General features: G+C 63.3%; 16 protein-coding genes. 8 read left to right on the top strand and 8 right to left on the bottom strand.

Annotation, left to right across the window (positions count from 1 at the left end):
* Positions 1-2 precede the first annotated feature (2 nt).
* Together BLU32_RS03660 and bchF are read right to left on the bottom strand one after the other, a co-directional pair.
* Complete coding sequence (locus BLU32_RS03660; protein WP_093805037.1) at positions 3-1,307, bottom strand: ferredoxin:protochlorophyllide reductase (ATP-dependent) subunit N; 1,305 nt, start codon at positions 1,305-1,307, stop codon at positions 3-5.
* Positions 1,304-1,861 carry a 2-vinyl bacteriochlorophyllide hydratase gene (gene bchF / locus BLU32_RS03655; protein WP_371326967.1) on the bottom strand — a complete coding sequence of 186 codons (558 nt, stop codon included), beginning with the start codon at positions 1,859-1,861 and terminating at the stop codon, positions 1,304-1,306. The genes BLU32_RS03660 and bchF overlap by 4 nt, the downstream gene beginning before the upstream one ends.
* Positions 1,862-2,223: 362 nt before the next feature.
* On the opposite strand from bchF, the gene BLU32_RS21575 reads away from it, so the two are divergent.
* From BLU32_RS21575 to BLU32_RS03625, 6 genes are read left to right on the top strand one after another with little or no spacing between them, the layout of a single operon-like run.
* On the top strand, positions 2,224-3,048 hold the full coding sequence (locus tag BLU32_RS21575; protein WP_157727476.1) for a cobalamin-dependent protein: 825 nt from the start codon (positions 2,224-2,226) through the stop codon (positions 3,046-3,048).
* 7 nt (positions 3,049-3,055) lie between these two features.
* A complete protein-coding gene (gene ppsR / locus BLU32_RS03645) occupies positions 3,056-4,516 on the top strand; it encodes a transcriptional regulator PpsR (protein ID WP_157727475.1) in 1,461 nt (486 codons plus the stop codon).
* Positions 4,517-4,568: 52 nt separating this feature from the next.
* Positions 4,569-5,486: a chlorophyll synthase ChlG gene (gene chlG, locus BLU32_RS03640; protein WP_093805034.1), complete on the top strand. Its 918-nt coding sequence runs from the start codon at positions 4,569-4,571 to the stop codon at positions 5,484-5,486.
* Positions 5,487-5,521: 35 nt separating this feature from the next.
* Positions 5,522-6,880, top strand: a complete 1,359-nt coding sequence (locus BLU32_RS03635; RefSeq protein WP_093805033.1) for a BCD family MFS transporter — start codon at positions 5,522-5,524, stop codon at positions 6,878-6,880.
* 4 nt (positions 6,881-6,884) lie between these two features.
* Positions 6,885-8,087, top strand: coding sequence for a geranylgeranyl diphosphate reductase (locus BLU32_RS03630; protein WP_093805032.1), 1,203 nt, complete (start codon positions 6,885-6,887; stop codon positions 8,085-8,087).
* Positions 8,088-8,094: 7 nt separating this feature from the next.
* Positions 8,095-8,388, top strand: coding sequence for a hypothetical protein (locus BLU32_RS03625; RefSeq protein ID WP_093805031.1), 294 nt, complete (start codon positions 8,095-8,097; stop codon positions 8,386-8,388).
* A 117-nt stretch (positions 8,389-8,505) separates the two neighbouring features.
* Here the strand turns inward: BLU32_RS03625 and BLU32_RS03620 are convergent, their stop codons facing one another.
* From BLU32_RS03620 to BLU32_RS03605, 4 genes are all read right to left on the bottom strand, one after another.
* Positions 8,506-8,994 (bottom strand): hypothetical protein, encoded by a 489-nt coding sequence (locus tag BLU32_RS03620; protein WP_093805030.1) that lies wholly within the window; start codon positions 8,992-8,994, stop codon positions 8,506-8,508.
* A gap of 57 nt (positions 8,995-9,051) precedes the next feature.
* Positions 9,052-9,339 (bottom strand): hypothetical protein, encoded by a 288-nt coding sequence (locus BLU32_RS03615; RefSeq protein ID WP_093805029.1) that lies wholly within the window; start codon positions 9,337-9,339, stop codon positions 9,052-9,054.
* A 189-nt stretch (positions 9,340-9,528) separates the two neighbouring features.
* Complete coding sequence (locus BLU32_RS03610) at positions 9,529-9,993, bottom strand: TspO/MBR family protein (RefSeq protein ID WP_093810530.1); 465 nt, start codon at positions 9,991-9,993, stop codon at positions 9,529-9,531.
* Between the two features lie 116 nt (positions 9,994-10,109).
* A complete protein-coding gene (locus BLU32_RS03605; protein ID WP_093805028.1) occupies positions 10,110-10,841 on the bottom strand; it encodes a hypothetical protein in 732 nt (243 codons plus the stop codon).
* Positions 10,842-10,945: 104 nt separating this feature from the next.
* Between BLU32_RS03605 and BLU32_RS03600 the strand changes: the two genes are divergently transcribed.
* Positions 10,946-12,313 carry a cytochrome P450 gene (locus BLU32_RS03600; protein ID WP_208976970.1) on the top strand — a complete coding sequence of 456 codons (1,368 nt, stop codon included), beginning with the start codon at positions 10,946-10,948 and terminating at the stop codon, positions 12,311-12,313.
* On the opposite strand, the gene BLU32_RS03595 is transcribed toward BLU32_RS03600, so the two are convergent.
* On the bottom strand, positions 12,310-13,446 hold the full coding sequence (locus BLU32_RS03595) for an ATP-grasp domain-containing protein (protein WP_093805026.1): 1,137 nt from the start codon (positions 13,444-13,446) through the stop codon (positions 12,310-12,312). The two genes, BLU32_RS03600 and BLU32_RS03595, sit on opposite strands and share 4 nt — an antisense overlap.
* A gap of 30 nt (positions 13,447-13,476) precedes the next feature.
* On the opposite strand from BLU32_RS03595, the gene BLU32_RS22240 reads away from it, so the two are divergent.
* The gene (locus tag BLU32_RS22240; protein WP_244501786.1) at positions 13,477-14,145 is read left to right on the top strand and encodes a hypothetical protein; all 669 of its coding nucleotides are present in this window, start codon (positions 13,477-13,479) and stop codon (positions 14,143-14,145) included.
* Between the two features lie 14 nt (positions 14,146-14,159).
* Here BLU32_RS22240 and BLU32_RS03585 read toward each other — a convergent pair whose 3' ends face one another.
* Positions 14,160-15,638: an ATP-binding protein gene (locus tag BLU32_RS03585; protein WP_093805024.1), complete on the bottom strand. Its 1,479-nt coding sequence runs from the start codon at positions 15,636-15,638 to the stop codon at positions 14,160-14,162.
* Positions 15,639-15,730: the final 92 nt, after the last annotated feature.

Below are 15,730 nucleotides of genomic sequence, written 5' to 3'. Positions count from 1 at the left end.
GTCTAGATCTCCACCTTGAGTGCCGCGCGCCGACGCAGGGGCCGGGCGAAAAGCTCGGCAAGATCTCCAGCCTGCTCGTAGCCCTGGATGGGGGCGAAGACGAGTTCGATCGACCACTTGGTGGTCCGCCCTTCCGCCTCGAACGGATTGCCAAGCCCCATGCCGCAGACGATCAGGTCCGGGTTGGCCTCACGGCAGCGCTCGATCTGCAGATCGACATCCTGGCCCTCGCTCAAGACAAGGTCCGAGGGGAGCTGTGCGAGATCCGCATTCATGTGGGTCCGGTGGAGATAGGGCGTGCCCACCTCGAGGATGCGCGCACCCGTTTCCACATGCAGGAAACGGGCAAGGGCGGGTTCCATCTGGGAATCGGGGAAGAAGAAGACGCTGCGGCCACTCAGGTCATCGCGGCAATGCGCAAGTGCAGCGCGCGCCCGCTCACGTCCGGGCCGCGTCACAGTCTCGAAAAGATCCGCGGCAACATCGAATTGATCCGCAGCCGCCTTGAGCCATGCCGTCGTGCCCTCCTCCCCGAGCGGGAACGGCGCACCGATCAGCGTTGCACCCCGGGATTCCAGCGCCTTGGTCGCGGCGCCGAGCCAGGGCTGAGCCAGCAACAAACGCGTGTTTGGTCCGATTTCCGGAAGGTCCGATCCCTTGCGCGACGGCAGGAAGGCCACATCGCGAATGCCGAGCGCCTCGAACAGACGCCGGAACTGGTCCTCCACCACATCGGCCAGCGTTCCGACCACCATCAGGGACGAAGCGGCATCCACGGACGCGCTCGGCAATTCGGCGGCAAGGGCGGCGAGAAAGTTGTCCTCTCCCTGCGTGAAGGTCGTCTCGATCCCGCTGCCCGAATAGCTGATCACCCGCGTTTCAGGTGCATGCAGTCTGTTCAGCCGACCTGCGGCGCGCGGAAGATCGAGCTTGATCACCTCGGAGGGACAGGAGCCAACGAGAACCAGCATCTTGATGTCCGGACGGCGGGTCAAAAGACGATCGACCACGCGGTCGAGCTCCTCGTTGAGATCGGCCATGCCGGCGAGATCGCGCTCATCAATGATCGCCGTGGCAAACCGCGGCTCGGCGAAGATCATCACGCCGGCTGCCGACTGCATCAGATGCGCGCAGGTGCGCGAGCCAACGATCAGGAAGAAGGCATCCTGCACCTTGCGATGCAGCCAGATAATAGAGGTCAGGCCGCAGAACACCTCATGCTGACCGCGCTGGCGCAGCGGTGCGGCCTGCGTGGCGCAATCCGCGCCCGTGCGGGCCGCCTCGGGAAGATGGTCGAGCGGGCTCATGCGGCACCTCCCGCAAAGGGCGTTGCCGGGGTCGCGCCCGCCTGGCCGGCGGCGCCATGTGCCGGGGCCTGACGGCGGGCCTGGCGCAACTTCCAGAGAAACTGGGCCGCATTGACCGCGTAGGTCGCATAGGCGGCCAGCGCCAGTGCCATCAGGGCGGACGGTGCGAGCAGCGACTGGAAATAGGCCAGGAGATAGACAGTATGCAGGGCGAGGACGGCGAAGGAGACAACGTCTTCCCAGAAAAAGGCCGGAGCAAAGAGGTACTGGCCAAAGACCTCCTTCTCCCAGATCGCGCCGGTGATCATGATCGTGTAAAGCGTGAGTGTCTTGACGATGATCGAGATATTGGCCGCGACCAGACCTTCACCGGTGATCAGGAAGCGCGCGATCAGCGCGATGCTCACGAGGCAGACCAGAAATTGCACCGGCGCCAGCAACCCTTGAACCAGTGTCCAGGGGGAGGCATCGCGACGTACCCGCTGAGCCTCGGTATAGAGCGCGGCAGGCACCTTGGATCCCTGCTGACCCCTGAAACCGTCCGGCGCTTTTATATCTGTGTCGCGTGTCAATTCCCGCCTCCCTCAGGATCTGTACTGAAACTGTAGACTCGACCTCGCAGGAGTGTCAACTTTTGTTGACGTTATGTTTCGTTTACACAAAAAATAAAGTGTGACATTGTATCGCCAGTGGAAAAAATCCACCCACATACCGCCAGTTCGAGCGATGGATCAGCGGACGGCGGACCGCCAATTGGACCAGGTTCCCAACAGTGCTGCGACGTCTTGCGGCTCCTTCGCGCCGCGACCCGAAACGCATCAGGCACTTGAAGGGCCAAGAAACGGACCGGTCTGGAACCATGCACGGAGCGGCACTAGAAAGGCGCGGAGCGCTCGACGAGCGTGCAAACCACGCCATGGTCAGCATCGGCCTGCCGCCGGTGACGACCACGACACGCGAGTTCCACGGCATGGCACAGCGGGTCCTTGGCGAGGTTGCCGCCCGTCATTCATCGAGCTCACGACCTGCGTCCCATCCGGCCCGCGAACTGGCGAAGCGGATCAAAACCCGCATTTGCGACCCCACATCCTCCGCTGCCGCCGATGCGGCATTCACCCTGATCGCGAAAAGCGCATTGTCGACCCCGGAAAGACTCGGGACCCTGGAGGCCGTGGCCCGCGAGATCGGCGACGACTGGAGCGACGATGCGACATCCTTTCTGGACGTGACCATCGCGATGGGCCGACTGCAATGCGTGATGCGCCGAATCTGCCAACAGGAACGCGCAATGCGCCCGGAAACGATGAATGGCAGATGTCTACTTCTGATCCCCTCGCAAGAAAGCCACACATTTGGCGTGTGCATTCTGGAGGAACTGTTGAGGACGCTTGGGTGGGAAACCGAACTCATTCGGGTTGAATCAATTGATTTTCTTGAAAAAAGGTTAGACAAGGCACAAGTCGATATCGTTTGTTTCTCTTGGACAAACGCTGCGCTTGCCTCAATTGCCGGTGACTGTGTGAAGGCTGTCGAAAGAATCCCTGCATCAACGCGACCCGCCATCATTTCAGGCGGCCATGCAGCGGGACAAAATCCCGCATGGCTCGTTCGCCTTGGAGTGGACTACGTTTGCGACAGCATTCATGTCGCACTACAGATCGCCGACATTCACCTGCGTGAACTCCGGGCTGATCTGGCTCTCCCGGATATGCGGCACGCCCCACAAGACACACGGCCGTGACTCCGCCATGCAAATCAAAAACATCCGATCCACACCCCGCCTCTTCAAGGCCGACGTGCCCCGTTTCGACAATGTGAGCGTTGAAACAACGGCCCAGCTTGCCTCTCTCGGGTCGGACCTTTCACTTCTGATTTCACGGGACGGGACAGTCGTCGACATCGCCTATGCAGACGGCACGCTTGCCGGCTACGACATCGAAGCCTGGATCGGAAGCAAGTGGCGGGACACGGTCACGGTCGAATCGGCGGAAAAGATCGATTCTCTTCTGGCTGACATTCAAGGTGCATCGCCCACCCGCCGGCGTCAGGTCAACCATCCCGGCCCGGCTGCCAATATGCCCGATCTTCCGGTCGATTACCGGCTTGTGGCGGTGGACGGTCTCGACTGCTGGGTGGCGCTCGGCGAAGACCTGCGCAAGATCGCGTCGATTCAGAACCAGTTGCTCAACGCCCAACTGGAACTCGAACGCGAGTACCGCAAGATCCGCGATGCCGAGACACGGTACCGCACAATCTTTCAAAAACTCGGTCAGCCAATCCTGATCGTCGACGGAACCGATCGAAAGATCGTCGATGCCAATCTCGCGGCCTCCCGCGCCCTGTTGCGACCCGTCGGCAAACTGATCGGCGAAAACATCATTTCCCTGTTCGAAACCGGTCAGCGCGACATGCTCGGCGAACTGATGAGCGAGGCGCAGCACAGCGGCACGCCCAGGGCGACGGTCGCGCGTCTGGCGGAGGTCGATATCGAGCAGTCGGTTGCTCTCGAGCCGTTTCGCGAAAACGGGCGCAACAACCTGTTCCTGCGCCTGTCGCCTCCTCCTGGCGCGAATGAGGACGGGTCCTCGGGCCACCGCGACGCGACAGACGTGTTCGAAACGCTGCCGGAAAGCCTCGTCACAATCGGGTTGAAGGGCACGATCGAGAACCTGAACGAGTCTTTCCTCGACATGGTCGGTCTTCTCAACAAGGAACGGCTGATCGGTCGCAACCTCAACAACTGGCTCGGCGGCTCGGCGGTGGATCTCAACGTGCTGCTCGCGAAGGTTCGCGACGAGGGGTCGGTGCGCCAGTTCGCAACCGTCATCCGCGATGACCTGGGCGGAGTCAAATCGGTTACCGTATCCGCCGGGCAATTTTCGCACGGAGGCCACGAAAGCGTCTGCCTGCTGATCGGCGGCGCAGCCAGGCGGGAACCGGCCCTTGGCATGTCGGCGGCTGGCCTGGCGCCCGACGGCGCCGATTTCTCCGAATTGATCGGCCGCGTGCCCCTCAAGGAGTTGATCCGGGAGGCCGTCGACGTCATCGAAAAGATGTGCATCGAGGCCGCCCTGCGCCAGACCGACAACAACCGCGCCTCGGCCGCCGACCTTTTGGGCCTCAGCCGGCAAAGCCTTTACATCAAGCTGCGCCGACACGGCCTCGAGGACTTCGGCGGCGGCAGCCGGGGATCTGTCAACTCCGCTTGACGGAGTGTCAATTAAGATTGACAACACCATGTGTCCAGCCTAGCATTTTTGCATGGTTGCACGATCCTATTCAAAAACCGGCCAGCGCGCGGCGACATGGCCCACACCGGCCGCGGTGCTTGAGCTTTTGAAGCCGATCACCTGGTTTCCGCCGATGTGGGCCTATGGCTGCGGAATGATCGCCAGCGGCGCCGATCTGGGCAGCCGCTGGGCCTATGTCACCGGCGGCATCCTGCTTGCCGGTCCTATGATCTGCGGCACGAGCCAGGCGGTGAACGACTGGTATGACCGCCATGTCGATGCGATCAACGAACCGCACCGCGTCATTCCCTCCGGGCGCATGCCCGGACGCTGGGGGCTTTGGGTGGCCATCACCGGATCCCTCCTGTCGCTGGCGCTTGCGGCCCTTCTCGGGATGTGGGTGTTCGTGGCGGCCGTGATCGGCATCCTCTTCGCCTGGATCTACAGCATGCCGCCCTTGCGGCTGAAGCAGGACGGCTGGCAGGGAAACGCGGCGGTCGGCCTGTCCTATGAAACGCTGCCCTGGCTTACGGCCGTCGCCGCCACGACAAACGGCCTGCCGGACTGGCGCACCGGGCTGATCGCCCTGCTTTACGGCCTTGGCGCGCATGGCATCATGACGCTCAATGATTTCAAGGCAATCGAGGGGGACCGGCAGATGGGAATCCGCTCGCTGCCGGCCCGCTACGGCCCACAGGCTGCGGCGAAATTGGCCTGTATCACCATGGCGGTTGCCCAGGTGGCGGTCATTGTCGCGCTCCTGATCTGGGGCCGTCCTTTCTTTGGCGCCGCAATCGCGGGTCTGACGCTCGTGCAGCTTGTCTGCATGGCACGTTTCCTGAAGGATCCGATCGCCCGCGCTGTCTGGTACAGCGCCATCGGCGTCGGCCTTTATGTAACGGGAATGGTGATCGCGGCCTTCGCGCTGCGCGGGCTCGTCTCTGCCTGACGGGCCGCTCAACACTGGATCTGACGGAGGATCGGATGACGCCGGTCGGGCTTGGATGGATTGCAATCGCGCGTCTCGGACTCGTGCAGGCCGCGCTCGGCGCGGTCGTCGTGCTCACGACGTCGACCCTCAACCGCGTCATGGTCGTCGAACTCGCCATCGCCGCCGTCATTCCCGGTCTTCTGGTCGGCCTGCATTATGCGATCCAGATCGCGCGGCCGTTGTGGGGACACGGCTCTGACGTGGGCGGCTCGCGCACCGGCTGGATCCTCGGCGGCCTCGCCTTGCTGGCGGTCTCCGGCACGGGTGCTGCGGCCACCACCTTCCTGTTTGAAATCCGGTTTGCCTACGGGCTTGCGGCAGCACTTGTCTGCTATGCCCTGATCGGGGTCGGCATCGGCGCCTGCGGCACCTCGCTGCTGGCGCTTCTTGCAAGCCGCACCGCACCCGAGCGGCGGCCGGCGGCGGCGACCATCGTCTGGATGATGATGATTGCCGGCATCGTGATCACCGCCATCGTGACGGGCAGCGTGCTCGACCCCTACTCCCACACGCGTCTCGTCCTGGTGACGGCGGCGACCGGCGCAACCGTTTTCGGGATTGCCGCACTCGCGCTCTGGCAGCTGGAACGAACCGCGGTCCCGCTTTCGCAGGGAGCCGCCACGGCCAAAGCCGATACGCCTGGCCTCTCGATGCGCAGCTTTCGCAGCAGTCTCGCCGAGACCTGGCACGACGGCGAGGCGCGCGTTTTCTCGGTGTTCGTCTTCGTGTCGATGCTCGCCTACAGCACCCAGGACCTCATTCTCGAGCCCTTCGGCGGGCTGCTGTTCGCGATGACACCGGGCGAGACCACGAAACTCTCCGGCGTGCAGCATGCGGGGGTCTTCGTCGGCATGGCGCTGGTTGGCATCGCCGGGTCGCTGCTTGCGCGCCGGCGCCCGCAGATCCTGAAGATCTTCATCGTCTCCGGCTGCCTGGGCTCGGCTGCGGCGCTCGCCGCCCTTGCGCTCGGATCGGCCGCCGCGCCGGCCTGGCCGTTGAAGACCAACATCTTTCTGCTGGGTGCGGCCAATGGCGCATTCGCCGTCGCCGCCATCGGCACAATGATGGCGCTGGCGGGCGCCGGCGGCCCAAAACGCGAGGGCATTCGCATGGGCGTTTGGGGCGCGGCACAGGCGATCGCCTTCGGGCTGGGCGGCGTTCTCGGCACGGTCGCCCTGGATGTCGCCCGCACCGTGAGCGGCGATACGGCACTTTCCTTCACGCTCGTCTTTGGCGGAGAGGCGATCCTCTTCCTGAACGCGGCCGTGCTCGCACTCAGGATCGGCCGCAAACGCCCGCGCGCCGGCACCCATGACACCGATATGCCCCTCCCCCTCGCCGCAGCGGAGTAAGACAATGGACAACCGCAATTTCTTCGACGTCGTTGTGGTGGGTGGCGGACCGGCGGGCGCAACCGCCGCGCAGGCCCTCGCCGTCGAGGGCCACTCCGTGCTGATGATCGACCGCGACGGGCGGATCAAGCCTTGCGGCGGCGCCATTCCCACCCGGGCGATCCGCGACTTCAATCTACCGATGGAGCAATTGACAGCAAAGGTTCATTCGGCTCGGATCATCGCGCCGAGCGGTTACAACGTTGCGATGGACATTGGCGATATCGGGTATGTCGGTATGGTCGACCGCGACCTGTTCGACCCCTTCCTGCGCGCCCGCGCGGTCGAGGCCGGCGCGGTACAACTCACCGGAACCTTCAAGACGCTGGAGCGAAATCGCGACGGCACGGTGACCGTCGGCGTCGCGGACGCCAGCAGAGCCGGCGAAATGCGCCACATCACGGCGCGCAGCGTAATCGGCGCGGATGGCGCGAATTCCGCCGTGCGCCGGACCGTCTTTGGCCCCAAGCGCAAACCGCCCTACGTCTTCGCCTATCACGAGATCGTGGAATCGCCCGAAGCGCCCGATCCCGACAAGTTCCGGGCCGACCGCTGCGACGTGATCTACGACGGCCAGATCTCCCCGGATTTCTACGGCTGGGTGTTTCCGCATGGCACACACACGTCAATCGGCTGCGGATCGGCGGTGAAGGGCCACAGCCTGAAGGCCGCCACCCGCTCCTTGCGCGAAGCCGCGGGCCTGACTGAAGCACGCACGGTGCGCGAGGAAGGCGCTCCGTTGCCGCTCAAACCAATGCGTCGCTGGGACGATGGAAAGAACGTCGTGCTGGTCGGCGATGCCGCTGGCGTGGTTGCGCCATGTTCGGGCGAGGGTATTTACTACGCCATGCTGAGCGGACAGATCGCGGCGGAGGCCGTCGGCCAGGTGTTCGCCCGCAATTCCCCCAAGGCGCTTGCATCCGTCCGCAAGCGCTTCATGCGCGAGCACGGCATGGTGTTCTTAACGCTCGGGATCATGCAGTCCATCTGGTACGGAAGCGACAAGCGACGCGAGCAATTCGTGAAAATGTGCGCCGACCCAGACGTGCAGCGTCTGACATGGGAAAGCTATCTGAACAAAAAGCTGGTGCGGCGCGATCCCATGGCCCATCTGAGGGTCGCCATCAAGGATCTCCGGCAGTTGCTCGGCATCCCGGCCCGCGCTTAACGCCGCCATGACCGCGACGCTTCACCTGCTCGACAGTCTCACGCACAGCGGCGCGATCGCTCTGATCGCGCTATGCGTTCTGACACTGGAACTTGCCGTGATCGCGCTCGCCATTCGCGACACAGCGCTTCGTCGCTCGCTGCTGCTGAACGGTCTTTCCGGAATTGCGCTGATGATGGCGCTCTATCTCGGCCTTGCCGGTCGGGGCGGCGCGTTGTTGATCGCCCTGTGTCTGGCGGCGAGCCTTGCAGCCCACCTTCTCGACCTGATGGCCAGACTGCGGCCCTCACGGATCGGCTGAAACGACAAGCGCCGGACGCCTGTCGATACAGACCCCGGCGTTTGTCGTTTCGGCGTACCACAGACTGTTGCTCGCCGCGCCGGCGGGAACGCTTCTGCAGCGCAAGACGACCGAGCGTCAGTTCGCTGGCGTATCGGTCGGCTTTTCGGTCGGCTTTTTCGTCTCGGGTTCCGACCATGCAGCGTTCAACCGATCATAAGCGTTGGCAAAACCGCTCTTGAGCTCCTGCCAGGCATCTGCGGTTCCCGCCTGCAACGCGCCGTATCGCTCACCAAGGGTGTTGCGCGCCTCCCGCATTTCGGCGAGCTGTTCGCGTGCCGTCTTGCGCGCCTGCTCGCTCATATCGTTCCAGCTGTCACGCAAGGCATCGGCCCGACGCTCGATCTCGGCATCCAGTTCGGTCATCGCCTCGCGCGCGGAGGCTAGAGCTTCGTCCCGCTCCTGCGCGCTGTAGTCGGCGATCGCCTCCATCGCCTGCGATATCTCCGCGCGGACATCTTCGGAGGTCGTCAGCCTCTTGTCCTGCTCCTGTGCGGCAACGAGGCCCGCAGGCACGGCAAGAAATCCGGCAAGGGCGACAACGCGAAATGACTTCAGTGCTTTCATGTCAAATCCTTTCCCGATCAGGAAGACTGGAGAATGAGAGCGACGCGGGAGACGAGGTTACCTGAACCGCGACATGGCGGATTCCACCGCATCGCCAAGGTTCTTCCAGGCCTTTTCGTAGCCGGCCTTCATGTCGCTCCAGGCATCGTCGCCGGCAGCACGCAGGTCCTTGAGCTTGCCTTCGGCTTCCTGCTGGTGCGCCTGCAGCTTTTCAATTTCACGCTCGTACTGAATGCGCGCATCGGCATTGGCTTCGTCGGCCTTGGCCCTCAGCTTGTCGATTTCCGCATTCCATTGATCGAGCTGCGCCTTGGTCTTTTCGATATATGCGTCTTTGTCTGCCATCTGTTTGGCTCCTTTCACGTTGGGTATCCGGACGTGGAGATCAACTCCGATGTGGAAAAACTGCGCGCCACCTATCGTCTGTTTCAGGCCATGTCCGACAGACCGTGACGAGAATGATGTGCATGCCGCCCGACTTCAAGATCGGGGTTCGGCTGGTCAGGCGCTCCCTGCCCCCCGCACGGGTGGTTCTCAGCCGGCTCTGGCCGGCACCTGATCCGGATTGAGCCGGATCATTCGATAGTTAAGGTAGCCCGCCGTCATCACCCAGATCGCGTAAGGCACGAACAGCGCCGCCGCCAGAACAGACACGGTGCTTGCGGTGACCATGAAGGCAAAAATCGAGGCGAGCAGCGCGCCGATATCCATCAACGCAAGATCCATGCGACGCATTCCGAAGAACAGCCACGACCACGCGGCATTGAACACAAGCTGCGCACCCCAGATCCCCATTGCAAGACCAAGGCCTTCAGCGGAGAACACCAGCCAGCCGGCGAATGCAATCATGATGTAGAGCGCGGTCCATACGACCGGAAACGCCCAGTTCGGGGGCGTCCAGTCCGGGCGCTGAAGGCCGGTGTACCAGTCTCCCGGTTTGAAGATCGCGCCGCTTGACGCAGTCGCAAACACGAGCAGCACGATGATGGCCAGCGTCATGAGGTCCTTCCCGAGAAGTTGCAAACGGCCCTTTAGCGCAAGGTTTCAAACCTTACGTCCAACACGATAGCATCAATCGCGGCGAAACGGTGCTTCGCAGTTCGCAAGCAGACGTTTCATGCGGCTGCCAGGCGTTTTCGATCCCGGCGCCCCCCCTTTCGCGCGATGACGCGCCATTGGTACATGATGATTGCAAGGCCGACCATCAAGGGGACGCTCCACAGAACCGGGTTCAGAGCGATCTCGGGCATCAGGCGCACGGCCCCAAACGCAAAGAATGCCGTGTAGACGGAAATACCAGCCCCGACCAGCGCCTTGACGTGCTCCCTGAGCCAGCCTAGCGGGTGCGGCCGTCTGCGGTAGAGATAGAAAAGATTGGTGGCGACAGCCGCGAAACCGATACCGGAGATGCCGATCATCAGCGGTTCGCCGATCAGAATTCCCTGCGCAACGCAGTTGATTGCCAGCACCGTAAGGAACCCCTGAAGACCGAGGTTGACCGGTGTTCGCATGGCGGAGCGATCTCGCTTCAAGGTGATGCAGAGCCAGCCGTACCAGGCCAGATTGATCGTCAGCACCGCGAGATAGAGCATCATCCAGCCGAAGATGCCGCGCACGAAGGCCGCATCGGGCAAATGCGGATGGGTTTCCAGGGGTGCGATCAGGGTGGAGATGCTGATGCCGATCGCAGCCGTTCCGGTTGCAAGCATGGCAAAGGTGAAAATGCGGCCAAACCGCCTGTGGGTGTCGCCGCCCTTGCGGCCGACCACCGGCACCCAGAACGCCACGAGACCCGTTGCGCCGGTAATGATATGGACAATCACGAAAGCCTCGAACACCCAGATCATCCCACCCCCAGCGCATCACTGATGTAATATTTTTATTACATATTTTATCGTCATGAAGAATGGACTATTCTTCGAACGGTCTTCCGCACCTTTTCGAGGCCGCATTGTACGCGCCCCCCCGCACCCGCTCCCTGCCCTCGCTTCTGGCGCTACTACGCTGCGTCTGGCGGGGCGACGGAGACCTGCTCGGTCTGTTGCCGGCCGCAGCCTATCGCATGTCCATTGGTCCCCTTGGATATTCCCGTCGCTCCACGGTGATTGTGAACGATCCGGACCTGGTGCTTCACGTCCTCAAGGATCCCGACCAGATTTTTCCAAAGAGCGACCTGATGGTCGGCGCGCTGGAGCCGCTCGTCGGGGATTCCATCTTCGTGTCGGCGGGCGCGCGCTGGCGCCGGCAAAGGGAGATGATCGACCCCGCCTTTTCCCATATTCGGCTGAACCGGGCCTTCACCGCAATGCAGGCCGCCGTCGACGCCCATGAGACCCGTCTGGACGGCGCGGCGGCTGAACGGACACCTGTCTCGCTCGACCTTGCCATGAGCCATCTGACGGCCGACATCATCACACGGACGGTGTTTTCGACGCCGCTTCAATCACGGATCGCCCATGACGTGTTTGCGGATTTCGCCGCGTTCGAGCGGCATGTCGCGCATGTGAAACTGTCGCGGTTGATCTTCGATCCCGCCTTTCATCCTGTCGCGCAGCCGCCGGAAGTGCTTGCCGCCTGCGCCCGCATCCGCCGGCATCTGGGCGAGATGATCGACACCCACCTGGCGGACGGCGGCGCCTACAACGACATTGCCTCGGCGGTCATCGGCGCACGTGACACGCAGGAGGGAAACGGCGCCCGCTTCACCCGGGAGGAGTTGATCGACCAGCTCGGCGTCTTTTTTCTGGCCGGACACGAGACGACCGCCAGCGTGCTTACATGGCTGTTTTTCATTCTCTCCATCCGCCCTGACATCGCGGCGCGGGTGCGTGCGGAGGTACAGGCGGTAGCGGGCGATGGCCCGGTCGAGATCGAACACACCAAAAGGCTCGCCTACACGCGGCAATTGTTTCGCGAAACGCTGCGGCTCTATCCGCCGATCACCTTCCTGCCGCGCGTCGCCATGGCCGACACGAGCCTTGGCGGGCGCCGGATCAAGCGCGGCGCGCTGATCATGATCGCGCCCTGGGTCATCCACCGTCATCACGCGCACTGGGACAATCCGGACGTCTTCGATCCGGACCGGTTTGCGCCGGAGCGCGAGGCCGAGATTCGCTACGGAACCTACCTCCCCTTCGGCCTCGGTCCGCGCATCTGCATCGGCGCGGCTTTCGCACAAACGGAAAGCGCGCTGATTCTTGCCCGGCTATTGCGCCGTTTCGATTTCGAGGCGCTTGCGCCGGAAACGGTGCGCCCGGCCGCGCGGCTGACAACCCGTCCCGCGGATCAGGTGATGATGCGGATCACCCGGCGCGGCTAAAACTCCGCCTGCACGCCGGACCAGACGATGTCTTTGGTCGCCGCCTCGCCCATCGGCTTCCCTTGAAAGACCGCAGGCACAAGGATTGGATAGGAGGTGAATGCCATCGTCGGAAAGACCAGGGGATCGCACCGGTCCCAGGTGACGTCGCGCACCAGGCGCATCACCCGCCATTTCACATCCCGCTCCCGCCCGTTGAAGAGCGAGGACTGCCATTCGATCAGGCAGGGATAGAACTGCTGCATCAAGGTGTGCGGGCGAAAGCGGACCGGCCATTTTGCGTGCGGGTCGGCAATCGCCGCCGCGACATCCTTGGCTTCGAGAAAATGGATGCCGCTTGTCACCCGCGGGTTGCACTCGATCGCCTGGATTTGACCGTTGGACCCCTCGATGAAATCGAAGGACACAAATCCGCTGTAGCCGGTTTTTTGCCCAAGCCCGACGATAAAATCCTCAACGTCGTGATGCGCCGCCACCCGGTCAAAACACACCGCGACAGTGCCGCTCATCACCAGACCGCAGTAGACACTGGTTGCCCGAACGTTCCCCTCGTGCAGGATCGAGAAGCTGCTGAGATGTCGTCCCTCAAGGTGCTCCTGAACCACCATGCCGGTGAGCGGCAAGCGAGTGCCGGCGGCATGCAGCGAGACGCCCAGCCCTGCACAGGAGTTGGCGGGCTTGAGCACGTAATCGCGCCGTGCGGCAAGCGCCCGTCCGGCCTCGCTCGCCGCTGCATGCGTTTCGGCCACCGTCGGGCCAAGCGCGCGCATCATGGTTGCAAACCGCAGCTTGTCGTGAAGATCGATCAACTCGGGCTGCGGCGGAGCGTAAAGCCGGGCGCCGCCGGGGTGGTCGGCCGCCAGACGGGCCACGTGCAGCGTTTCCTCGGAGACCGGAACGACGAGATCGACGCTTTCGCGCTTGATCACCGCGCGCAGGTCATCCAGGTAGCGCTCTGGATCATTCGCCGGCGCGGCCACGCGCACGGATTTCTCAACGGCCCGCAATGCCCGGCACAGATGCCAGGCGAACGGCTCGGCGACGACGACCCGCCAGCCAAGCGCATGAAATCCCCGCGCAAGGTCCAGGCATTTGGGCATCCGGCCAAGGGTGAGCAGAACGGTCTTGGACATGCCCCGATGCTAGGGTCAGGACCTGTTGATATGACTGCGATGGTCGGAGCGGATGTGTGCGGATACGAGGAGCAAGCCCGCAGGAAGGCTGGAGCCTTTCAAGGGATTGCGACATGGCATTCCGTGCGGATCCGCCCGATCCGAAGGACGCTGGAGCTGACGTCGACCTGCGGCGTCAAAGCCCTCGACCGGGGAACGGCCCCGCTCTTCGGGCTTTTCCTTGCATCTCTCGTCATCTGGAACGCCATTTCAGTCATGGCAACAGGTCCTGACCCTAGGACAAAACCAAGCCGGGATGTATCATTGGATGTTCGCCTCGACACGGTCGAAGGATCGCCCCTATCCTGCCTGAAGAACCCATCGGTCGGACCACAGCATCGCGTTGAAATCATGCTTCAGATATCTTCGAATGCCATCCGCACAGGCCTCGCCGGAGCCGTCCTTCTCGTCTTGTGCGGGTCGGCCGCCCTCGCCCGCCCGGACACGCGCACGATGACCTGCGCGCAGGCGCAAAACCTCGTCCAGCGTTCGGGTGCCATCGTCCTTTCGACCGGCCAGTACACCTATTCGCGTTTTGTCGCCGATCGACGCTATTGCAGTCACTACGAGATCTTGCGACCAAGCTACGCGCCGACTCGCGACACCGCGCAATGCCCGGTCGCCTACTATTGCGAACGCGTCGTTCGACCGCGCAACTGATCGTCGAGACGGCGCTAAATCGCCGCGCGCGCCGGCTGGGCAGTCGTCTGGCAGTCGAGATCCGTCAGCGTGACGATCCGATTGCCGCGCAGGTCAGTGACGCAGACGATAAAACCCTGCTCTTCCATATGCGTGAGCAACCAGCGCGCACGGCCCGTCGAGCGCGTGCCATACGCCGTCGCGATCTCAGCATCGCTTGGGCAGGGCCGGCCCTCCAATGCCGATTTGGCGAGCAGCAGATAGACGCCACGCATTTCTTCCGGAAGGTTCTGCGACACCGTTTCCGCAGATGACCAAACCTGCGGATCGATCTCGCTGCGGTTCACACCGGCACGCGCAAGCGACACCCGCTGGCGAAAGGCCGCAAGATCGGGCGGACGGCCCGGGAGCCGGGCAATCCGGCACCGCACCTGAAAGTCCTGATAGAGCGCCGCAACGGGCTGAAAGGCCGCCTCGCTGTCGTCAAGCAATTCCGCGATCACCGCGTCCACGGCCTGCTCCCAGGTCTCGCGGTCCATCGGATCCGTCTCCACGGTTTCGCGCGCCACGGCCTGTCGGGTCAGCCGGTCCAGCACATCGGCAGCCGGTACAGGTTGCGTCATGCTCGGCTTCTCGGCGGCACTGCGTTCCGGTTCGCCGGCCGGCTGGAACAAGAGCTCCTGAAGTTCCTCCGGGCGCCCTTCCGGTAAGGGAGTGAGCTTGGGACCGCCGCCGCGTCCGACCGTTTCCACCGGGCCGATGCGCACCGTCATCGGCCGCCGAGACACCGCCGGGCCCAGCGCCACGAAATGCCCGCGCTCCAGGTTGCGGAAGGCCTCTGCCTGGCGCTTCTCCATGCCCAGAAGATCGGCGGCACGAGCCATGTCGATGTCCAGGAAGGTCCGGCCCATGAGGAAGTTGGAGGCTTCGGCCGCGACGTTCTTGGCGAGCTTGGCAAGGCGTTGCGTGGCAATCACACCGGCAAGCCCGCGCTTGCGACCGCGACACATCAGGTTGGTCATCGCCCCGAGCGCGACGCGGCGGGCTTCCTCGCCCGTATCGCCCGACGCTGAGGGCGCAAACAACTGCGCCTCGTCGACGACGACGAGGACAGGATACCAGTGATCGCGCTCGGCATCGAAGAGAGCGTTCAGGAAAACCGCAGCCGCCTTCATCTGCCGGTCGGGCTCGAGTGCCTCGAGATTGAGGACAACGGAAACGCGATGGGCCCGTACCCTTGCGGCGATCACCGCGAGATCCCGTTCGCTGCCGGCCGCATCGACGGTCACATGACCGAACCGGTCTGACAGGGAAACGAAGTCCCCTTCGGGATCGATCACTACCTGTTGCACCCAGGCCGTGCTCTGTTCAAGCAGCCGGCGCAGCAGGTGAGACTTGCCGGATCCCGAGTTTCCCTGGACCAGAAGCCGGGTCGCGAGCAGTTCCTCAAGGTCGAAACAACAAGAGGTCGCGCCACCGGCACTCGCCTGGCCCATGTCAATGCTGACAGTCATGTAGATGCACGTCCCATTGAATAGGTAAGACCGCGCCCGGGCCACCGCGGCTGAAAATGGCATCGAAGCGTCAATGCGTCGGCCGGACGATC

This window comes from Stappia sp. ES.058 (assembly GCF_900105595.1).
In the GTDB taxonomy this organism is placed as follows: Bacteria; Pseudomonadota; Alphaproteobacteria; order Rhizobiales; family Stappiaceae; genus Stappia.
This window is presented reverse-complemented; position numbering and strand designations above follow the sequence as displayed.